The sequence below is a fragment of the Brochothrix campestris genome (assembly GCF_046058945.1).
In the GTDB taxonomy this organism is placed as follows: domain Bacteria; phylum Bacillota; class Bacilli; order Lactobacillales; family Listeriaceae; genus Brochothrix; species Brochothrix campestris.
In genome coordinates, this window is record NZ_CP175511.1 from 1,463,978 (window position 1) to 1,487,331 (window position 23,354).

At 40.4% G+C, this 23,354-nt stretch carries 14 protein-coding genes; 1 reads left to right on the forward strand and 13 read right to left on the reverse strand.

Features of this window, described 5'->3' with window-relative positions:
* Window positions 1-7: 7 nt before the first annotated feature.
* The 11 genes from ACJYYY_RS07135 to ACJYYY_RS07185 form a co-directional block, all read right to left on the reverse strand.
* Window positions 8-1,279, reverse strand: a complete 1,272-nt coding sequence (locus ACJYYY_RS07135) for a PTS galactitol transporter subunit IIC (protein ID WP_035314671.1) — start codon at window positions 1,277-1,279, stop codon at window positions 8-10.
* 14 nt (window positions 1,280-1,293) lie between these two features.
* Window positions 1,294-1,569: a PTS sugar transporter subunit IIB gene (locus ACJYYY_RS07140; protein ID WP_035314670.1), complete on the reverse strand. Its 276-nt coding sequence runs from the start codon at window positions 1,567-1,569 to the stop codon at window positions 1,294-1,296.
* Entirely contained in the window at window positions 1,566-2,033 is a 468-nt protein-coding gene (locus tag ACJYYY_RS07145) for a PTS sugar transporter subunit IIA (protein WP_035314669.1), read from the reverse strand. Before ACJYYY_RS07145 ends, ACJYYY_RS07140 begins: the two co-directional genes overlap by 4 nt.
* A gap of 500 nt (window positions 2,034-2,533) precedes the next feature.
* Complete coding sequence (locus ACJYYY_RS07150) at window positions 2,534-4,471, reverse strand: BglG family transcription antiterminator (protein WP_408868769.1); 1,938 nt, start codon at window positions 4,469-4,471, stop codon at window positions 2,534-2,536.
* 129 nt (window positions 4,472-4,600) lie between these two features.
* Entirely contained in the window at window positions 4,601-4,882 is a 282-nt protein-coding gene (locus ACJYYY_RS07155) for a hypothetical protein (RefSeq protein WP_408868770.1), read from the reverse strand.
* Entirely contained in the window at window positions 4,875-5,171 is a 297-nt protein-coding gene (locus ACJYYY_RS07160) for a DUF2089 family protein (RefSeq protein WP_035314664.1), read from the reverse strand. Before ACJYYY_RS07160 ends, ACJYYY_RS07155 begins: the two co-directional genes overlap by 8 nt.
* Window positions 5,172-5,629: 458 nt before the next feature.
* Complete coding sequence (locus ACJYYY_RS07165) at window positions 5,630-8,461, reverse strand: DUF3427 domain-containing protein (protein WP_408869239.1); 2,832 nt, start codon at window positions 8,459-8,461, stop codon at window positions 5,630-5,632.
* Between the two features lie 11 nt (window positions 8,462-8,472).
* On the reverse strand, window positions 8,473-8,886 hold the full coding sequence (locus tag ACJYYY_RS07170; protein ID WP_408868771.1) for a (deoxy)nucleoside triphosphate pyrophosphohydrolase: 414 nt from the start codon (window positions 8,884-8,886) through the stop codon (window positions 8,473-8,475).
* A 148-nt stretch (window positions 8,887-9,034) separates the two neighbouring features.
* Window positions 9,035-9,751 carry a hypothetical protein gene (locus ACJYYY_RS07175; RefSeq protein WP_035314659.1) on the reverse strand — a complete coding sequence of 239 codons (717 nt, stop codon included), beginning with the start codon at window positions 9,749-9,751 and terminating at the stop codon, window positions 9,035-9,037.
* Between the two features lie 15 nt (window positions 9,752-9,766).
* Window positions 9,767-10,009 (reverse strand): hypothetical protein, encoded by a 243-nt coding sequence (locus ACJYYY_RS07180; protein ID WP_035314658.1) that lies wholly within the window; start codon window positions 10,007-10,009, stop codon window positions 9,767-9,769.
* Window positions 10,010-10,293: 284 nt separating this feature from the next.
* Window positions 10,294-10,797: a hypothetical protein gene (locus ACJYYY_RS07185; RefSeq protein ID WP_035314656.1), complete on the reverse strand. Its 504-nt coding sequence runs from the start codon at window positions 10,795-10,797 to the stop codon at window positions 10,294-10,296.
* Window positions 10,798-10,955: 158 nt separating this feature from the next.
* On the opposite strand from ACJYYY_RS07185, the gene ACJYYY_RS07190 reads away from it, so the two are divergent.
* Window positions 10,956-11,717: a DeoR/GlpR family DNA-binding transcription regulator gene (locus ACJYYY_RS07190; protein WP_035314654.1), complete on the forward strand. Its 762-nt coding sequence runs from the start codon at window positions 10,956-10,958 to the stop codon at window positions 11,715-11,717.
* Window positions 11,718-11,837: 120 nt separating this feature from the next.
* Here ACJYYY_RS07190 and ACJYYY_RS07195 read toward each other — a convergent pair whose 3' ends face one another.
* Both ACJYYY_RS07195 and ACJYYY_RS07200 read right to left on the reverse strand, forming a co-directional pair.
* A complete protein-coding gene (locus ACJYYY_RS07195) occupies window positions 11,838-12,512 on the reverse strand; it encodes a CPBP family intramembrane glutamic endopeptidase (protein WP_035314652.1) in 675 nt (224 codons plus the stop codon).
* Window positions 12,513-12,692: 180 nt separating this feature from the next.
* Window positions 12,693-23,225, reverse strand: a complete 10,533-nt coding sequence (locus ACJYYY_RS07200) for an isopeptide-forming domain-containing fimbrial protein (RefSeq protein ID WP_408868772.1) — start codon at window positions 23,223-23,225, stop codon at window positions 12,693-12,695.
* Window positions 23,226-23,354 lie beyond the last annotated feature (129 nt).

A 23,354-nucleotide genomic window follows, 5' to 3' on the forward strand; every position in this document is an offset into this window, starting at 1 on the left:
GTAAAAGTTATTGAAAGATGCTATGATACCCCTCTGATAATTTCAAAATCAACCAATTGAGTAAGTTGCCCCCCATATCAAGCGAAGAAACTTCGGTAGCACCTGCCGGAAATTCATATATTCCTTGCATCATTTCAGTATGAACTGTCCCAAAATTGGTCGCCATCAACAACGCTGCCATAATGACGACAGCACCTGCCAAGACGGAATGAATGATGTTCCCTTTACGTGAGGCCACAATGAAAGCCACATAAAATGGAATCGTTGCTAAGTCACCAAATGGCAGGACTCGATTTCCTGGTAAAAACACGGCCAATAAGAGCGTGATAGGCACCAATATTAAACCGGTGGCAATGTTGGCAGGATGCCCAATTGCTAACGCGGCATCTAATCCAAGGTAAATATCACGCCCTTTAAAGCGGTCTCGTAAATAATCACGAGCTGCCGTCGAAATTGGAATCAAACCTTCCATTAAGATTTTTACCATTCGTGGCATTAATAGCATGACTGCTCCCATTGAAATTCCGAGCTTAAAAACATTGCCGATATCATAACCTGCTAAAAAACCAATCACAATCCCTAATAATAATCCCATAATCATCGGTTCGCCAAAAATACCGAATCGTTTTTGAATCGTTTCCGGGTCTGCTGTCACTTTTTTCAAACCAGGGATTTTAGCAATTAGCCACCCCGCTGGAATGCCAATGATGGCAAACGCAACGGTTGAACCTGTTGGTAATGAAATTCCTTGCAAGCCATAAAAACGTTGCACCATTGGCGCGGTTTTATCCGCAATATATAAGGTGATGACTTGAAAAAGAATCGCACACCCGATCGAAAACCACCAATTGCCGGTAATGAGATAGCCTGTGGCCCCTGCTGATATAAAATGCCAATAATTCCAAATGTCGATGTCTAATGTTTTTGTTGCCTTCACCATTAATAATAACACGTTCACTCCTAATAAAATCGGTAATAATATCGCCGCAACTGGTGAAGCAAATGAAGCAGCCGCAGCTGATGGCCACCCTGTATCGATAATTGTTAAATGTAAATCAAACCGCTTCACCATTGCTTGCGCCGCGGGGCCAATGTTACCTGTTAACACCGAAATCACTAAATTAATCCCAACAAAACCAATCCCAATTGTAATTGCAGCTGCAAAGGCTTCTGCTAGTTTGACACGAAAGGCAACCGCAATTAGAAAGATAGCTAACGGTAAAATCACTGTGGGTCCTAAATCCAGCACATATTGTACACCAGCTAATAACGTTTGCATGCCCTCACTCCTCCTTAAATTAATGCATCAATAATTTGTTGGTCGAGTTGTTCCATCTGAATACCTGTAATATAGGCTGTGGCAATAATAGTTGGCAGGTGATAACTTGTTGGCAAGATCGTTGTCGATACAATGACATCCGCCTGTGTTTGCTTCGCCTTAACTTCCATTATTTTACATTGGATAACTTCTGCTTGAATCCGTTCGCGTTTTAGCAACTCCTCTATTTTTTGACAAACAACCGTCGATGTTGCAATGCCTGCACCACAGGCCACTAGAATTTTCTTCATAACTCCGCCTCCTCTTTCGTTAAGATTGCGAATAGTTCGCTCGCATCTGTCGCATGTAATAGCTGTTCAACCCGCGTTTCACTTCGACAAATAGCCATCACCGCTTTTAAACTGGCTAATTGCGCTGTCGTTGTCGTCAATCCTAATACAAAAACAATTTGAACAGCGACCCCATTCACACCATCCATCGCATGAAAAAACACTGGTTTCCGCAAGGTCATCACACTAATAAACGGTTGTTTCACATGGTTGAAATCAGTATGCGGAATCGCGATGCCACAATGAGGTAACGCTAAACCTGTTGGGTAGCTTAATTCCCGCGTTTGTAGGGCATTAAAATAACTTGCCTTCGTATATCCGAGTTGCTGGGCCTTTTTACAAATGGTTTTGAAGATCGTCTCAACACTATCCTCTTGCTGTTGTACATAGAGCAGTTTAGTTTCAATCATATCTTTCAAACTCATTGCTTGCACCTCTTTGTCTTTTTAGTTCTTACCTCAAGTATAAAAGTGCTTTTTGAGCATAGCTACACCTTTTCATCACAGTTTTTAACAGACGTATTGATTTCAGTGTGATGAAAGTAAAAAAGCACCTCCAATATGGAGGTGTCAGATTGTTGACAACGTCGAATTAAACTACTTTTCCTTTCAAATTATATGACAGTGACTTTGTCTACGAAATGAGTAGGCTTAATAGAAATGCGGTTATCTCCTCTAGTTACATCAGCTAAATCCTATGATTTTTCATGGGAAAGTTGCGACGGGAAATAGTCGAGACGTTATTTTCTCCAATCACTGCAGTTTAGAACGGCTTTAAATTACTTTCGTTCTAGGAAAAACGCGCCTTCGAGGTGAGTATACAGATGGCACTCAACTTCGAGAAGGCGAGGCATTGACGACCTAGAACAGCGTTTATCTTCAGTCTCTCACCTCCAATAAGGAGGTGTGAAGGCTATCGTTTTGATTCAGATTTCATTGAGTAGTCGTTGATACGCTTTCCCAGCTGAATTTTCATTAGCACAGGCTTTTAACAAGGTTTTGTTCTCTGCTAATTCCACAAGACACTTAAGCGGTTCAAGTTGTTTAAAGGCATCATCGCTCACAATTAGCACGAGACAATGCACCAATCCGAGCTCGGTTTTAATCCCTTCTTTAATAAATAGTAAGCTAAAACCAACACCATTAACACCATGATGTGAAGACTCATGTGGAAGCGCAATTGTTTCCCTTAAAAAGATACTCACATGCATACGAGGGTATCGTTGCAGCATTGCCTCAAGATAACGTGGTTTGATAATATTTCCTTTTAAAAGCGGTGTGGCAGCTTGTATCATCGCCTCCCTCCAGCTAGCATAACTTGTATGTTGCACGTGCTTTCTCGGTAATAAAGCTAACAGTTTTTGATAGGGATGTATGCTGCAATTGCTGACAAACTTATGGTCTAATGCTGCTTTTTTTTCGAAACCATCCTGCAAAACAGTACTCCGAAGTTGGTTTAACGCCTCATCACTAGGTATTGTTTCGATAAAATAATAGGGCTGATTTATTTGTAGTGGTATTACCGAAAATATCAAATCAACGACTGGGGCGTTATCGTAAAAAGTACGTTTACTCATTGCTTTTAAAAAAGAGAATTCCGGAAAAAAAGCAATCAAACGAATACGTAATAGTTGTGCAATACTCTCTCCACTCGTACAAACAACGACCGCTTGTTTTTGCAACTTTATAGCATGCTGACACTCAATTAAATGAGTTGCCAAAAAAATAGTCAAGTAAATAACTTCATGTTCAGGGATCGTACGACCAACTAATTTCTCGAGAGGTAACAGCGCATTTTTTACGTACTGATTAAGCGTTTTATATTTTAATGGGAGGTTATCAACAGAGACCGTTTTTAATGTTAAACCATACATGATACGATAATAGGCTGGTTCAAAATGACGGGAGAGTTTTTGTAACAACTGTTCTTTTTTAGGGAGAAGGTAAACCGCTGTTGATTCAAAGCTTAATAAAAAGGCGTTTAAAGCAGTCGTTAACGCTTCTTTTTGTGACGGCGGAGGCGATGGACGGGCTTTGCCAAGTGCTAAAAATTGGAGTGTAAAATACAGCCGATCATTTTCAGAAAACAGCTCATTTTTATCAATGACCGTTGTCACTATCCGATATTCAATCGTATCTGCTAACGCAGTAAGCTTTATTAACGAATAACGATCTAGCTGATTCTGACTGTTTATACGTCGTAACAGCGTAATCAAAAAAAAGGCTAATACATGTGACTGACGTTCAATATAACGTACTCTCAGAGCCGCTTCTATTTTTTTAATTTTATCTTTTGCCGCAATGACCTCTTCATCCTTAACATCAAGATAGTAGCGTAGCACTTGACTCATTGAGCGTTCGTCCATGATGCGATCCAATGCTTCAAAGAGAAGCGAACGAATCTGCCATTCATCACCGGTTAAAAGATAACCTTTTTTACGTGAATACTTAATCCTTATCCCCTTTTTTTCAAGTAGCTTATTCGTTTCTTTTAAATCTTTTAATACCGTATTTTTACTAACCTGTAATTGTAACGCTAGGCTCAGCAACGATAGTTCTTCTACTAAAGTGGCCACCATCAAAATGAGCAACTGTTGTCGTTCTGCCTCGGATGGCACATACGTAACAATAAGCGAAATAAGCCCACACAATTGTTCTTCGTGTGGACTTATCACTTCGATGCATTTTTTATCAATCTTAATTACGCCTAATTGATAGCTGGCTAAAAAGTCATTTCCTTTAGCAATTGTATACCGTAACTGACTTTCACTAACACTGAATTGTTGGTAAATTGATGTCACTCGCGAGCGTCTGTTTTTAATGATATAGAGCAATACCTTACTTGTTCGACTGTCTAATATCATCGATTTCGCCTCCCTATACATATAGGTTAGCAAGATCGTTTGAGATCGTAAAGTGATTACCTCTCGCAGTTTTCTGCCGACATTTCTAATCAGGAGCGTTTACTATTTTTTTGATTTTGAGGAAGCTTTTTATAGTAAATCCTTACTTTTCATTTTATTCAATTCACTTTTGATTTTATCGTTGTATTTTTTTCGACCAGATCTCGCTTCTTCGGTAAAAAGAATTGCGGCAACAATTAGAAAGACAATGTACATAATCCAATTTAATTCTCCCATATATAGCCCAATGGTCACCATCACAAAGAAAATAGCTGGTATAATAAAACTCATAAACAGATGTCGGTTCATTGATAATAAATATTGCGCTGCAAACATTGCTGCTAAAATTACCAAGCGTATAAACTCATTCATTTTTATTACCTTCTTCCTTGTTATAAATGCGAATGATTTCTTGCGCATCCTCAATCGCTATTTTTTCATCAATTGTTAATTCTCTAATATATCGAATAAGCGAAGAATTTTCTTTTTTATCACTTAATTTAACTTTTTCTATTAAGCGATCTAACCTAATTCTAACTGTCGGGTAAGAAACCTCATAGGTTTTTGCCATTTCCTTTAAGGAACCTGATGCTACAATAAAATTTTTCATAAAAACAATATCTTCATTGCTCAGTTCTTTTAGCCAATCTGTTTCAGACATTTCCCCACTGCCCCTCTCTAAATAAGAGGCTAACACATAAATAATATCAACAAAACATTGACATTGTTTATTTAATGTTCAATTTAGTTAATACATTTCTCTTTATGCTGTTGACCACAACATTACTTATTTAATAGATCAGAAAGCAGCTCTATGCATGTTAAAACAATCATTTTTCTAACTTGTTATATTTTTTGTATTACCATTGCAAGTGAGTATTTATTTAACATACCCGTGAAAAATCGGCAACGATTCTATCTCTATCTATTCAGTTACTTTGTTTCATCATTACTTATACGCTAATTGAAGCTTGTTATCATCGATTTACAAAGAAGAAACGTACGTTGAATCTTTTTCTATCCTGCACTAAAAAACCAACACAAGTAATGATTGTGTTGGTTTTCTTAAACTGTATCTAACAATATTAATTTTTAGAATTAACTCTCGAATTGAACACCCTAAACTTCTCCACTAATATAATGATAGAGTCCATGATCAATCTCATTATCAAGTATTAATTGCATTTCAACAATTGGTTTACCATTTCTTATCACTTCACGGGCACTCGTTTCATTTACTGTAGCAGTTCCTAAGTAATAAGAATCTGCTCCTTCGCCGTCACTTTTCTTCACAAAAACATGTAGCGTTAAGGCCGTCCTATTCGATGATGTAATCGTTATGACTTCTTCTGAACTAAGTGTTCTTGGTGAGCGTGTATACCATTTAATAACTTTTTGACTTAAAAACTCATCTTCATAAGCAATACTTGCATCAATGTCCGCACTTTTATGATAGGTGAAAAAAATTGGACATGTATCAAATTTAGTTTTATATCCATATACAGTACTCGACTCATCTTTCTCCCAGTTTAAAATACGGCAGGCATCTTTACGAGAGTATTTCCTACCTATTGTTAGAAATTTATCAATATCATATTGTTTGCTTTTTAAAAATCCTGCAGTAATCACATCTTGCATCGCTTGCTTAAATTCATCATTTTCTATTGATTTTTCAATCTGGCTATTTAGTCGATAATTTCTATTTTCTAAAATTACAATTGGTGCTTCTCCATAAGCCTTTCTATGACTTTCGACAAAAAAGGTTAAATTAAGTACATTTTCAACAGACTTGATTGTTGCTGCTGTTGTGATCAATCCTAATTTTCTCATCTCATCTAAAATTGAATGCTTAGCAACTGGCCTTTGTAATAGACTATTTAAGATTAAAAGTTCATGGCGACGTTTACCGTTCAATAACTCGATCGAGATAAATTGTATTACCTTAAGTTGATAGTCACTCAGTGAACTTGTATCTTCCTTAATCGCATTTAAAAAAGCAGGATACGTTTTTTTTGCTTTTATAATAACTTCTGGGTCTATTGAGTCATTCATTATAAAATCCGTTAACTTTGGTTGATATCCTAAACGTTGCTTAAGACCAAAATAGGCCTCTTTTAATGCAACCATCGAATTTAGTTTCACTTGATTTATTGATGAAAAAATACGTTGTTTAGCAATTTCTTCAAAATTAATTGTCGATAAACCTGACATGTAATTGAGTTGAGACATTTTATGCCGGATATTATCCTTATTTTTTGACGTATCTCCTGTTAAAGCAATAGGAATCAAATAGTTATTTTTATAATTCCCAATAAAATCAATGATAGTCACGTACTCCTTATCATTGCTTTTTCTTAATCCTCGTCCTAATTGTTGTACAAAAATAATACTTGATTGTGTTTGGCGTAGCATTACGACCTGATTAACACTTGGTATATCAATACCTTCGTTGAAAATATCAACGGTTACTATATATTTAATCGTACCTTGCTCTAATTGATCGACTGCAGCTTCTCGTTCAGCAATTGAGTTACTTCCTGTTAAAGCAACTGTCTCATAACCACGGTGACATAGTTCGACAGCTAACTCATTGGCCTCTTCTTTGCGACTACAAAAAATAAGACCTCGTAATGTTTTACCAGAATAACCATAATATTCTACTTTTTCTATCAGATGAGACACTCGTTCTTTAGAAACCAATTTGTCTAAATTAGTATGATCATCGATGGTTTCTCCATTTCTTTCATAGTCAGTCACACCAAAATACTGGAAGGGACAAAGCATCTCTGCTTCCATTGCTCCTTGCAGCCTTATTTCATAAGCCACATTATAATCAAAAAGTTCAAATATATTAAAGGCATCAGTTCGTTCTGGGGTTGCCGTCATACCTAATAAGAAATCAGGTGTGAAATAATCCACGACTCGCTGATACGAATGGCCTCCCACTTTATGACTCTCGTCAATCAATATGTAATTAAAAGCTTTTTTATTGAACGAATTTAGACGTTCTTCTTTAGCTAAGCTTTGGATTGTTGCAAAAACATATTTAGATGCTCTATTATAAGTCTTACTTGTTAAAAGAGTATAGTCATCATTTTTACCACCTAATATCTTTTTGAAATCAGTCATTGCCTTTTGCAAAATCTGTTCACGATGGACGATGAATAGCATGCGTTCAGGATTATATGCCTTAACATCAAAGGCTGATAAAAATGTTTTCCCGGTACCAGTAGCGGAAATAATTAACCCTCGACGTGCTCCGGTACTTCGTAAATCAGCCAAACAAGTTAATGCCTCTTTTTGCATTGTATTCGGTGTTATTTCAATTGTGTCAGAATTTTTTTGCTGTACACGTTTCGCTTGTATAATTGTCTCGAAAACAGTTGTATAATTTTTAATCCATTCTGATGTTAGCTCAAACGATTTTTGCCATTGGTCATCGACAGCCGCTAATACTTGATTAACAATATCACCATTCTCTAATGATGTTAACTGAATGTTCCATTCATAGTTTTTTTGTAGCGCATTCAGCGTCAAATTTGAACTGCCAATCGTAATCGAATAATAATCTTTTTGTTTAAATACATAGCCTTTAGCATGAAAGCCTTCTTCTGGAAAAATACGAACATCGAGATTCTTTATTTTTAATAATTCCGAAAAAACTTTAGGATTATTGAAACCTAGATAATCAGATGTTATCAATCTTCCACGGATACCTTTTGCCTTTAAATCGATAAAATGACTTTTAAGTGCAGCTAAACCTGCCTCGGTCACAAATGCAACTGAAATCACAAACGATTCACAGGTCTCGAGCTGAACTTTTAAATGTTCTAATACATTCTCGTTAGCTGCATTCGTCAATAGCTTCGGAGAAAAACGTCCTGAATTACCACTTTGACGATTTATAAACCCTGTGTTTAATCCTTGTTGTAAATCACTTAAAATATTAATAAGAGCGCCTCCTAATTAAATGTCAGTGTTGCTATATTGGTCTCACTAATTATTTTCACTGCTGGAATATCTGCCGGCGCCCACTGCAGTTCGTCCATTTCCAGGGGGTGCAACCATTTGATTTGTATGTGCTCTGTTAAAAGCGGTGTACCTGTTTTAATTTTCGCAAAATAGGTTGCTAAATGAACGGTGCCAAATTCATATTCATAGGTTGTAGTAGTAATATGTTCACCAATTACTACTTCACAATGCATTTCTTCTTTAATTTCACGAGTCAAAGCTTGCTCATTTGTTTCACCATTTTCTATCTTTCCGCCAGGAAATTCCCACATACGAGCCAGTGTTTTTGTTTCACCACGCTGTGCGCATAACACTTTACCGTCGTTAATTATGACCGCACCTACAACATATATGTTTTTTTTCATGAAATCCTCCATTAATTGTCTTATAGTTAATTATACGCTAGAATCCCTTTAATATTCATCTGATTTTAGATGATTTTATTACAGAATCTTCAATAGATAAAAACGAACAATCATCAGTTGCACCTTTAATACACAATTATGCTGACTATCACTCCCATACATCATCCAATTCCTCCAACAACGCTCGTTTCTTGGGATAAGTTTCCCGCAAATTAGCCACAACAACTGCGGCTGTCTGTTTCCCATCACAATCGAGACTTGCTAAGTGTCGCAGTTGCTGACATAATCTCCGGTATTGCCGGCGATTCTCACATTCTTTAGCCGCATGCATTAAGTAGGCAGTGTACAATCGATAAACTGCTTCAGGGTCATGCGCAAGCAGCACTTCTGCATAGGTTGTGATTTCAGTTAAGTCTCGTGAAATATTGATACTTAAATGGTGCCACTTTTGATTGTTTGCAAACAGTTCATTGGCTTGCTGCACCCAGTAGCTCTTGCTCAGCTGATTGAAGGCTGCCTCACGTTCTTTCTCATAACCTAAACGTTCAAGTAAAGCGAAATACTCGTCACTAAAAACGAGCGTATCTAATTGAAACAGCGCCCGAAATTCAATCACTGCTAATTCGGGTTGTTGCGAGTCGAGATAAAGCAGGCACAATTTAAACTGCCACGTACTTTGCTCACCAATTTGTTGGGTGATAGCTGCTCGACAAAGCGCAATGGCACGCTCTCGATGCCCTGCAGCCAACGCCTCGTCATAAGCCATCAACACATCTTCGACTGTTTCTTCCGTGGATAGTTCAATCGTTCGTTTATCTGGAATTCCTGCTAAATCGTTACAAAACTGATGATGCCAGTCAGTCACATATGGTTGTTGATGTCATTCTGCCAATGCCGCAGACGCTGCGATTAAGGCTGCTTTATTTTTCGTTGTAATCAAGGGTTGCACGATTCCTAACAATGGATACAAAAATTCGACAAAATCGTGATAGACCTCAAGTTGAAGTTCCTCCCCAACCAATTCGGTAATGTTGCCTGCAATATCACAACCAACTTCATCACTTATCACCAGCAGGTCTACGATTAAATCAAGTGTCGCTAGCGACGACTCGAATAACTCCATTAAGTAGCCTGAACTGCTATCGGCATAGGCCGTATTGTCACGGCTGTGCGTAACACGTAGAGTGTCTCACGAACTGATGCTGTTAGTACAAAGCGATCATTCAGACAATTTGTATAGACTTCTTCTAAAAGATCCTCTAGTCTGCGGCAGACTGCATTACAGTTCTTATAATCAATAAAGCCCTCACTCGTATGGCTCTTCAGAATGTTTGCAATCTTCGTTTCGAAGTCTGTCATTGATATCCACTCCCTTCACTCGGTTAGTCGCTTGGCGAATGCCTCCTATTAAAAGTTATAACGCACTTTGCCATCCTCAATCACTATCACGCTTTCGCCTGTTTGATTCACTAAAACTGTCGTTACATCCTGATGTGTTTCACTAATTTGGCGCAAATACGGTGCAATTGTATCGCTCAAATAACCGTTCTTATCCTGTGACGCTTGCTCTGTTTGAATACGATCATTTGCTGCGGTCGTTAACGGTGTCACCAACAATTGTTTGCCTGTATAACTGGCACCGAGGTCGGTTGCTTGTAAAATGCCGCTATTAATCCTATTAATCGCCTCTGCTGAGAGTGTATTATTCGTTGCGGCGGTTTCACTTTCAGCCGCTCGTTTCAGTTTATTCAGATCATCAACTAAGCCTTGTGCATCGGCTTCTTTTTGGGCCACCACTTTTTCTAACTCCTGTGTTGCTGTTGGTGGTTGTGTTTGCCAATACCAGATTGTACCTCCCACACCACAGATGGCAATGATTGCCACGATTATCAGTTGTTTTACGCCACTCATATGGGCCCTCCTTTAAGACTATTCTCTCTTTTATTTTAACTGAAATGGCGTTAAAGTAACAGCTAATCCATCTTTCAGTCAGGTTTGTTTGCTTATAGTTGGGGAATATGCTAAATTTCAAAGGAAGAGAACTTTTTCTCACCGAAAGGAGTCTTACAATGAAAGCCTCACGCATCATTGCGATTGAAAAATACATACATACGCATGGTTCAGTCTCATTAGATGAATTATGTGATGTTTTTAAGGTTTCGAAGAATACCATTCGTCGGGACGTCGATATTATTTTAAAAAAAGGTACCATTACTAAGGTCTATGGTGGCGTGCAAGCACTTGAGACAAACCCTCTTAAACCCTATACTGAGCGTGATGTCGTCGCAGCTGCTGACAAGGATAAAATCGCTGCCCTGGCGGCACAACATATCGAACCAGGTGACTTCGTCTATATCGATTCAGGTACAACAACGCGCCATCTGATTGACTATCTTGACGCAGATATTGCCTGCACGGTGCTCACGAATAACCTCGATATTATGAATGCCTGTGCCGATCGGAGCAACATTACCTTGCACACGATTGGCAACACTTTTAAGCAGGCGACGCGTTCTTTCGTCGGCATCAATCTTGGTGACACAATTCAGCATTATAATATTACAAAGGCGTTTATGGCTGCCACAGCCGTTTCACTCACTGCTGGTGTAACGAATAGCGATTTGCTCGAATACGACATCAAGAAAAACATTGTCGCTGTCGCAAATGAGGTCCTTTTACTAGCGGATGCGACTAAATTCGATAAGGCGACCTTGCTAACCTATGCGCCACTGAGCGCTATCGATACGGTGATTACCTCTGCCTCTATTCCACGCAGCTACCTCGCTTATTTTGAAGCACAATCAATTGCGGTGGAACAGGTACAAGACTAATAAAAGCCAGACGACCACAGTGAATGGTTGACTGGCTTTTATTTTCAATAAAGCAATCACTACTTCCGAACTACCTTCTGATACAATAAAAAAACAATACGCATTGAGCTCAATTACGAACTAATACATCACTATAACAGGAATTAAAATGATTAAATCATATATGATATGGGCACATATACCGCCCCAGAGACTATTAGTCATTCTCCAAGCGTATGTGAATGGCAATCGACCTATTCCAATAACAAATAGACACTGCCATAAGTCCCCATCATAAGTTGAACAATGCAGCAGACCAAATATAACCGAACCGACTAACACAGCAATGTACCATGCCCTTTTTTCCGTTAGTTTCTTTCCAAATAACCGATAGATTAAGAAGGTCATACTGGCTGTAATAACTTCTTCACCTGCAACAGAAATTGATATTACGACTAACAGTACTATCGATACAATGAAATCAGCCTGCTCAAAATCTTTAATTATTGGATTATCTGTTCCCGATGATACCCCTAACCAATCTCCCAGATAGAGAAACAGAAAAGATATCAAAAATCCGGCCACGATAGCTAATGTAATGTGAACATAGTAGTGACCTTCCATCTTCCGAAAAAAAGCTTGTGTGGTACTAGTTCCAAACGACAGCCATAAACAAATAAGTCCTGCCCCTAAAAAAGAAAGCCATGACAAATCTTCACCGTACAGCTCACCATAAATTCCCAGTCCTAAAATAGGCACTATCACTAATAGTGTCCAATAATTAAACTTATTATTATTCAAAATAGCGTTTAGCATCTGATGTTCCCTCCATCTATCTTCTATTTCAATACATTACCTAGTAGCTAATGTAGCTAGTTAGCCCTTTTATTAGATCCTTTTCCTCGTCACTAATTATAATTAGATAAAATATAAAATCCCCCGAAAAATTCTTCGGAGGATTTTATATTTGTTCAAGAAGAATTTTTTTATACGTCCTTATTTGTTAAAAACTTCTTTTCTTCTTACGATAATCAAGGTTGTCAATACTAACAAAATCATCCCTATTCCTAATTCATTGTTCTCAGCTTTATCACCAGTTTTCGGTAAGATGGTTATTTTCTTAGAAACTGATGGTTTTTCTGGAACAGTAATATTAGGCTTGTTCGGTGGAGTGTTTGGAACTTCTATTTCAGGAACGTTAATATCGGTGGTTGGTTTTTCTGGTACAAGTGGCACATCTGGCTCACCTGGTGTTGGCGGTGGCACATTGCCATCGACTGTTGCCACGTTGACAACCTTGCCTTTAGCTTCCGCACTTACTTTCACTTTGAAACTGATAAAGAGGCTTTCGCCACCTTTGAGTGACCCGAGGTCACCTGTCGCTAGTTTTTGACCGGTAACCACATCATCTGTTAACGCTTTTTCTTTACCATCAACTCCGGTTACTTTCAGGCTGCCTGGTTGATACACGAGTCCTGCTGGAATCGCATCGCCAATTTCCACCTTGTTAATAATCGTCGTTGGCGCTGATGTGTTCGTTGCCTTAATTTGATAGCTAATGACCGCGCCAACTTTAACGGCTTTGTGATCAATCGCATCATTGCTGGCATTGAAGACGTTTTTCTCAGCTTTTAATTTACCTGCTGTCGGCACCACCACTGTCGGTACGCTTGGGATATCTGGTACAGGTGGGTTATCATCGGGATCTTTTGGTGTTGCCACCGCTTTATTGACAACTGTCGTATTTAAGGCTTCTTCTTTTACTTTCACCTTAAAGGCAATCACTGCGGTTGCTGTTTCGTTTGTTAAACGGAGCTCTTTCACCGTCAACGTTTGTTCGTTCCAAATTCCTTTGTCGGCGACTGCTTTGCCGTCAATGGTCGTACTGTTTGGTACATAGCTCACATGATTCGGTAATTTATCTACCACTTGACCAACCCATGGGCCACTTCCAGCCTCATGCGTCAGTTTAATACTGTAGTTGAGTGTATCACCGACGTGCGCTGTTGCTTTTGTTTTGTTGTTAACTAACTTCTCACCGCTCACTTGACCTGGTGGAACGTTAATATCAGTGGTTGGTTTTTCTGGCACAAGTGGCACATCTGGCTCACCTGGTGTTGGCGGTGGCACATTGCCATCGACTGTTGCCACGTTGACAACCTTGCCTTTAGCTTCCGCACTTACTTTCACTTTGAAACTGATGAAGAGGCTTTCGCCACCTTTGAGTGACCCGAGGTCACCTGTCGCTAGTTTTTGACCGGTAACCGCATCATCTGCTAACGCTTTTTCTTTGCCATCAACTCCGGTTACTTTCAGGCTGCCTGGTTGATACACGAGTCCTGCTGGAATCGCATCGCCAATTTTCACCTTGTTAATAATCGTCGTTGGCGCTGATGTGTTCGTTGCCTTAATTTGATAGCTAATGACCGCGCCAACTTTAACGGCTTTGTGATCAATCGCATCATTGCTGGCATTGAAGACGTTTTTCTCAGCTTTTAATTTACCTGCTGTCGGCACCACCACTGTCGGTACGCTTGGGATATCTGGTACAGGTGGGTTATCATCGGGATCTTTTGGTGTTGCCACCGCTTTATTGACAACTGTCGTATTTAAGGCTTCTTCTTTTACTTTCACCTTAAAGGCAATCACTGCGGTTGCTGTTTCGTTTGTTAAACGGAGCTCTTTCACCGTCAACGTTTGTTCGTTCCAAATTCCTTTGTCGGCGACTGCTTTGCCGTCAATGGTCGTACTGTTTGGTACATAGCTCACATGATTCGGTAATTTATCTACCACTTGACCAACCCATGGGCCACTTCCAGCCTCATGCGTCAGTTTAATACTGTAGTTGAGTGTATCACCGACGTGCGCTGTTGCTTTTGTTTTGTTGTTAACTAACTTCTCACCGCTCACTTGACCTGGTGGAACGTTAATATCAGTGGTTGGTTTTTCTGGTACAAGTGGCACATCTGGCTCACCTGGTGTTGGCGGTGGCACATTGCCATCGACTGTTGCCACGTTGACAACCTTGCCTTTAGCTTCCGCACTTACTTTCACTTTGAAACTGATGAAGAGGCTTTCGCCACCTTTGAGTGACCCGAGGTCACCTGTCGCTAGTTTTTGACCGGTAACCGCATCATCTGCTAACGCTTTTTCTTTGCCATCAACTCCGGTTACTTTCAGGCTGCCTGGTTGATACACGAGTCCTGCTGGAATCGCATCGCCAATTTTCACCTTGTTAATAATCGTCGTTGGCGCTGATGTGTTCGTTGCCTTAATTTGATAGCTAATGACCGCGCCAACTTTAACGGCTTTGTGATCAATCGCATCATTGCTGGCATTGAAGACGTTTTTCTCAGCTTTTAATTTACCTGCTGTCGGCACCACCACTGTCGGTACGCTTGGGATATCTGGTACGGGTGGGTTATCATCGGGATCTTTTGGTGTTGCCACCGCTTTATTGACAACTGTTGTCCCTACAGACTCGGATTCTAGTTTCACCTTAAAGGCAATCACTGCGGTTGCTGTTTCGTTTGTTAAACGGAGCTCTTTCACCGTCAACGTTTGTTCGTTCCAAATTCCTTTGTCGGCGACTGCTTTGCCGTCAATGGTCGTACTGTTTGGTACATAGCTCACATGATTCGGTAATTTATCTACCACTTGACCAACCCATGGGCCACTTCCAGCCTCATGCGTCAGTTTAATACTGTAGTTGAGTGTATCACCGACGTGCGCTGTTGCTTTTGTTTTGTTGTTAACTAACTTCTCACCGCTCACTTGACCTGGTGGAACGTTAATATCAGTGGTTGGTTTTTCTGGCACAAGTGGCACATCTGGCTCACCTGGTGTTGGCGGCGGCACATTGCCATCGACTGTTGCCACGTTGACAACCTTGCCTTTAGCTTCCGCACTTACTTTCACTTTGAAACTGATGAAGAGGCTTTCGCCACCTTTGAGTGACCCGAGGTCACCTGTCGCTAGTTTTTGACCGGTAACCGCATCATCTGTTAACGCTTTTTCTTTGCCATCAACTCCGGTTACTTTCAGGCTGCCTGGTTGATACACGAGTCCTGCTGGAATCGCATCGCCAATTTCCACCTTGTTAATAATCGTCGTTGGCGCTGATGTGTTCGTTGCCTTAATTTGATAGCTAATGACCGCGCCAACTTTAACGGCTTTGTGATCAATCGCATCATTGCTGGCATTGAAGACGTTTTTCTCAGCTTTTAATTTACCTGCTGTCGGCACCACCACTGTCGGTACGCTTGGGATATCTGGTACGGGTGGGTTATCATCGGGATCTTTTGGTGTTGCCACCGCTTTATTGACAACTGTCGTATTTAAGGCTTCTTCTTTTACTTTCACCTTAAAGGCAATCACTGCGGTTGCTGTTTCGTTTGTTAAACGGAGCTCTTTCACCGTCAACGTTTGTTCGTTCCAAATTCCTTTGTCGGCGACTGCTTTGCCGTCAATGGTCGTACTGTTTGGTACATAGCTCACATGATTCGGTAATTTATCTACCACTTGACCAACCCATGGGCCACTTCCAGCCTCATGCGTCAGTTTAATACTGTAGTTGAGTGTATCACCGACGTGCGCTGTTGCTTTTGTTTTGTTGTTAACTAACTTCTCACCGCTCACTTGACCTGGTGGAACGTTAATATCAGTGGTTGGTTTTTCTGGCACAAGTGGCACATCTGGCTCACCTGGTGTTGGCGGTGGCACATTGCCATCGACTGTTGCCACGTTGACAACCTTGCCTTTAGCTTCCGCACTTACTTTCACTTTGAAACTGATAAAGAGGCTTTCGCCACCTTTGAGTGACCCGAGGTCACCTGTCGCTAGTTTTTGACCGGTAACCACATCATCTGTTAACGCTTTTTCTTTGCCATCAACTCCGGTTACTTTCAGGCTGCCTCGTTGATACACGAGTCCTGCTGGAATCGCATCGCCAATTTTCACCTTGTTAATAATCGTCGTTGGCGCTGATGTGTTCGTTGCCTTAATTTGATAGCTAATGACCGCGCCAACTTTAACGGCTTTGTGATCAATCGCATCATTGCTGGCATTGAAGACGTTTTTCTCAGCTTTTAATTTACCTGCTGTCGGCACCACCACTGTCGGTACGCTTGGGATATCTGGTACAGGTGGGTTATCATCGGGATCTTTTGGTGTTGCCACCGCTTTATTGACAACTGTTGTCCCTACAGACTCGGATTCTAGTTTCACCTTAAAGGCAATCACTGCGGTTGCTGTTTCGTTTGTTAAACGGAGCTCTTTCACCGTCAACGTTTGTTCGTTCCAAATTCCTTTGTCGGCGACTGCTTTGCCGTCAATGGTCGTACTGTTTGGTACATAGCTCACATGATTCGGTAATTTATCTACCACTTGACCAACCCATGGGCCACTTCCAGCCTCATGCGTCAGTTTAATACTGTAGTTGAGTGTATCACCGACGTGCGCTGTTGCTTTTGTTTTGTTGTTAACTAACTTCTCACCGCTCACTTGACCTGGTGGAACGTTAATATCAGTGGTTGGTTTTTCTGGCACAAGTGGCACATCTGGCTCACCTGGTGTTGGCGGTGGCACATTGCCATCGACTGTTGCCACGTTGACAACCTTGCCTTTAGCTTCCGCACTTACTTTCACTTTGAAACTGATGAAGAGGCTTTCGCCACCTTTGAGTGACCCGAGGTCACCTGTCGCTAGTTTTTGACCGGTAACCGCATCATCTGCTAACGCTTTTTCTTTGCCATCAACTCCGGTTACTTTCAGGCTGCCTGGTTGATACACGAGTCCTGCTGGAATCGCATCGCCAATTTTCACCTTGTTAATAATCGTCGTTGGCGCTGATGTGTTCGTTGCCTTAATTTGATAGCTAATGACCGCGCCAACTTTAACGGCTTTGTGATCAATCGCATCATTGCTGGCATTGAAGACGTTTTTCTCAGCTTTTAATTTACCTGCTGTCGGCACCACCACTGTCGGTACGCTTGGGATATCTGGTACGGGTGGGTTATCATCGGGATCTTTTGGTGTTGCCACCGCTTTATTGACAACTGTCGTATTTAAGGCTTCTTCTTTTACTTTCACCTTAAAGGCAATCACTGCGGTTGCTGTTTCGTTTGTTAAACGGAGCTCTTTCACCGTCAACGTTTGTTCGTTCCAAATTCCTTTGTCGGCGACTGCTTTGCCGTCAATGGTCGTACTGTTTGGTACATAGCTCACATGATTCGGTAATTTATCTACCACTTGACCAACCCATGGGCCACTTCCAGCCTCATGCGTCAGTTTAATACTGTAGTTGAGTGTATCACCGACGTGCGCTGTTGCTTTTGTTTTGTTGTTAACTAACTTCTCACCGCTCACTTGACCTGGTGGAACGTTAATATCAGTGGTTGGTTTTTCTGGTACAAGTGGCACATCTGGCTCACCTGGTGTTGGCGGTGGCACATTGCCATCGACTGTTGCCACGTTGACAACCTTGCCTTTAGCTTCCGCACTTACTTTCACTTTGAAACTGATGAAGAGGCTTTCGCCACCTTTGAGTGACCCGAGGTCACCTGTCGCTAGTTTTTGACCGGTAACCGCATCATCTGCTAACGCTTTTTCTTTGCCATCAACTCCGGTTACTTTCAGGCTGCCTGGTTGATACACGAGTCCTGCTGGAATCGCATCGCCAATTTTCACCTTGTTAATAATCGTCGTTGGCGCTGATGTGTTCGTTGCCTTAATTTGATAGCTAATGACCGCGCCAACTTTAACGGCTTTGTGATCAATCGCATCATTGCTGGCATTGAAGACGTTTTTCTCAGCTTTTAATTTACCTGCTGTCGGCACCACCACTGTCGGTACGCTTGGGATATCTGGTACGGGTGGGTTATCATCGGGATCTTTTGGTGTTGCCACCGCTTTATTGACAACTGTTGTCCCTACAGACTCGGATTCTAGTTTCACCTTAAAGGCAATCACTGCGGTTGCTGTTTCGTTTGTTAAACGGAGCTCTTTCACCGTCAACGTTTGTTCGTTCCAAATTCCTTTGTCGGCGACTGCTTTGCCGTCAATGGTCGTACTGTTTGGTACATAGCTCACATGATTCGGTAATTTATCTACCACTTGACCAACCCATGGGCCACTTCCAGCCTCATGCGTCAGTTTAATACTGTAGTTGAGTGTATCACCGACGTGCGCTGTTGCTTTTGTTTTGTTGTTAACTAACTTCTCACCGCTCACTTGACCTGGTGGAACGTTAATATCAGTGGTTGGTTTTTCTGGCACAAGTGGCACATCTGGCTCACCTGGTGTTGGCGGCGGCACATTGCCATCGACTGTTGCCACGTTGACAACCTTGCCTTTAGCTTCCGCACTTACTTTCACTTTGAAACTGATGAAGAGGCTTTCGCCACCTTTGAGTGACCCGAGGTCACCTGTCGCTAGTTTTTGACCGGTAACCGCATCATCTGCTAACGCTTTTTCTTTGCCATCAACTCCGGTTACTTTCAGGCTGCCTGGTTGATACACGAGTCCTGCTGGAATCGCATCGCCAATTTTCACCTTGTTAATAATCGTCGTTGGCGCTGATGTGTTCGTTGCCTTAATTTGATAGCTAATGACCGCGCCAACTTTAACGGCTTTGTGATCAATCGCATCATTGCTGGCATTGAAGACGTTTTTCTCAGCTTTTAATTTACCTGCTGTCGGCACCACCACTGTCGGTACGCTTGGGATATCTGGTACAGGTGGGTTATCATCGGGATCTTTTGGTGTTGCCACCGCTTTATTGACAACTGTTGTCCCTACAGACTCGGATTCTAGTTTCACCTTAAAGGCAATCACTGCGGTTGCTGTTTCGTTTGTTAAACGGAGCTCTTTCACCGTCAACGTTTGTTCGTTCCAAATTCCTTTGTCGGCGACTGCTTTGCCGTCAATGGTCGTACTGTTTGGTACATAGCTCACATGATTCGGTAATTTATCTACCACTTGACCAACCCATGGGCCACTTCCAGCCTCATGCGTCAGTTTAATACTGTAGTTGAGTGTATCACCGACGTGCGCTGTTGCTTTTGTTTTGTTGTTAACTAACTTCTCACCGCTCACTTGACCTGGTGGAACGTTAATATCAGTGGTTGGTTTTTCTGGCACAAGTGGCACATCTGGCTCACCTGGTGTTGGCGGCGGCACATTGCCATCGACTGTTGCCACGTTGACAACCTTGCCTTTAGCTTCCGCACTTACTTTCACTTTGAAACTGATGAAGAGGCTTTCGCCACCTTTGAGTGACCCGAGGTCACCTGTCGCTAGTTTTTGACCGGTAACCGCATCATCTGTTAACGCTTTTTCTTTGCCATCAACTCCGGTTACTTTCAGGCTGCCTGGTTGATACACGAGTCCTGCTGGAATCGCATCGCCAATTTTCACCTTGTTAATAATCGTATTTTCAGTACCTTTATTTTTTGCCTTAATACGATAGTTAATGGTATCTCCAACCTGTACTTCTTGATGATCTATCGCTTCATTATTTGTATCAAACACTTGTTTTGTAGCTTCTAACTGACCTTCACTTTGCAGTAATTTCAAACCAACCTTGTATGGTTCAACGACTGGTAAACCATCAGCAACAACAGCGACAGAGTTCCATGCCACTAATTCATTTGTTGCTTTGCTAGCCGCTAGAGCATAATCTGGTGCTTTCATATTAAAAAGCAAGGCAATATTTTCATGACTTAAAAATTCGTGCCCTTCTTTTAGCTCAAGCTTAACGCTTTTAATTTTAGTATAGTCACTAGGCGTTTCTATCCATGTCGCATCTTCAGCTGTGGTAGATTCTTGCGGCTGTGTAATGTCACTTGGCTTAACTTTATTATATAAAATATTTGCTCGTTTAGGATTTTTTGATTCACTGTACATTATTTTAACACTATCTTTCCAACTATCTGGCACAATAATTGGTCCAGTTAATTCCAAACTAAATTGACTACCTCGAATGCTATTATCTGTTATTCCTATATCATCAATCGCAGGAAGAACATCTAAAAGTGCCAATCTTTGAAAATCTTTATTTGTCATATTTTTAATTGTTATTTTATACTGGACTTTTTCACCAGAAAAAGCGATGCTTTCTCTTGAAAAACTCTTATCATTTGCTGTTTTTATTACTTTGTCAACGATTAAATTATTGTTATTAGTAAGGTAATAATCATTTTCAGACTTTATTCTAACATGTTCCTTAGGATAATCTGCATTCATTAGATCCTCATTAGTTTCAACTACTGTTCCGTTTGACAACTCTTGTGTTGTTGAGAGGATTTGAATATTCGTATTTTCTCCATACGTATAAATTTTCGGAGTTAACACAGATGGCGAGTTTTCCGATACGGTAATCGGTATTTGTAATGACACGTTTTTATTAGCCAATATGTCGCCACCCCAGTCAATTTTCAATAATTGACGGCCTGTGTTGTTATAATTATCTGTTATTTTAGTCACTGATGGTGAAAGATTTGTTGGAACATCAGGTTTTAGTTCTTTGTCTTGATTCCAAAGGGAACCAATTGGTAACAATACATAAGAAACTGCCTTATTAAAAGGTGGCTGATCCTTACTTGTTAAAATATGAGCCTTGACATAATTATCGCCGGCTTTAACTGCGCCTCCAGTTTCTTTAGTGTATGTAATCGCATTATCAACCACTTCTATTTTTTTATCCTTGTTGGATTTAATTGTAATTGAGCGGTCTCCATAGTATTCTTTTGAATCAGTATTTTCGAATTTTTTTGATACTACCTCTCCCTTAGTGTTATAACCTTGAGCAAAGCCCCAATAATGATTAACGGCTTGGCCTACAGCATCTTCATTCGCTTTAAATTTAAGCTGGATACTCATTAGTGTAAGCGGCTCTGCATTGTTTATTCGAAAATCAAACTTCGTTACTTTATCTGACTCTTTTAAGCCGAGACTTTCACGAGTTAGACTTAATTTCTTATCTGATGCTATATTTTTCAATAGTTCTGGTTTTGTTTGTGCATAGTCAATGTACACGCCATTGACTGTTAATCCCAGAGTATATGTTAATTTAGGGTTGGCGTATTGATCTGGCGTATAAGGAACCGCTTTATCTTGCAGACGTGCAACTAACTTTAATTCCATGCCTTCGAAAGATAGCTTGCTACTCGGGGTATAACTTGTACGCAATTGCTTCATGCGTTTTGTTTTACTCGTTGCATTAAAAAAGTTCGTATTCGTGTTAAAAATCACACTATCTCCTGGATAAATTTGCAAAGATGCAGATGGATTAATTGTCCAAGTGTAATTGGCTTCTTCGTAGCTAATATTGGATTTGGCAGGTCCTCTATGGAATGGTGCGCCTTCACTTCCAACACCATCTGGAATAGAAGGTGTTACAGTACCATAAACTGTAACTTTTTCTTTATTTGATTCAAAGCTAAACGTATGGTCAGCACCTTCCGTCACATTTTCACCAGATACTGTTGCAGAAGTTTCAAATGTCTTTTCGCCACTAAATTTTTTACTTACTTTAGTATTAATTTTTATGGTTGGCATATCAGAAAAATAATCATTATCTAATATCGTATGCTCTTGCATTGCAATGCTCGGTGTCGGCACTTTAAATACAACAATTTTTTTCGCTGCATCGTAACTTCCGTTAGCATTATCTGACTGATAAATAAGACCGTCCGGAATTTTTTGTTCGATAATAAGCTCACTATTTTCTTTTAAAAAGATTATCCCTTTTTTCTTAAGTGCATGTAGATTTAATGTCCAAACAATATTATCACTGTCTTTTAAATTGATACCTTCATGATCTTGTTTTAAAGCGACATTTGTCGTGCCTTTAATAAGAACTGTCGCTTCTTTCTCACTCTTAGTTTCAGAGTCGATTTCTAGCTGTCCGACAATTTTCACTTGCTGTTCTTTTATGTAACCGATGTTGCTATCGATTTCTAAATTATTTTTGTAGGCTATTCCCGTATGAAGTTCCTTAAATTGATAGGTTAAGGTGCTCGATTCTTGATTGTATGATGGCATAACACCATCAATCGATAATTTTTCCAACACTTCTTTTGAAGCATCAAATGTCACCTTACCTGTTTCTAATCCCTCGATTTTGTATGTTAAGGTCATATTTTTCACAACTGTATTTGGCCCTGTTACACGAAGGATGTTTTCAAAACTTGCCACATTACCCGCTAACACACTGTCAGCTATAGGCTTCATAGAGAAGTCCACATTAATCGCTTCCGTGTTAGATGACTCCGTTTTAGTTTTTGTATTGCTTGACTCTTCTACGCTCTCCAACTGATTTGAGTTCTTTTCAATTGGTTCTGTTTTGGCTTGCTCGCTTGCTGTTTGACTTGCATCATTGTCAGAAGATGTCGTTTTAGCATTAGTCAAAGCTGATGAGGTTGCTTCTTCTGTCGAATTAACATTCGTCGTAGCCGCGACAGTCTTTATCGGTACTAGTATTTGAAAGATCAAAACTAGTGCCATCAAAATTCGTATGATTTTTGTCATTAATAACTCCCCCTTTTCTTAGTTTATAACCATTACTTTACTAGTTGACGTAACGTCAATGTCAACTAGTTCCGTTTTTTTCAGAGGAAATACCATATACTATTCTTTAGGATAATGGTCCATTTCCGA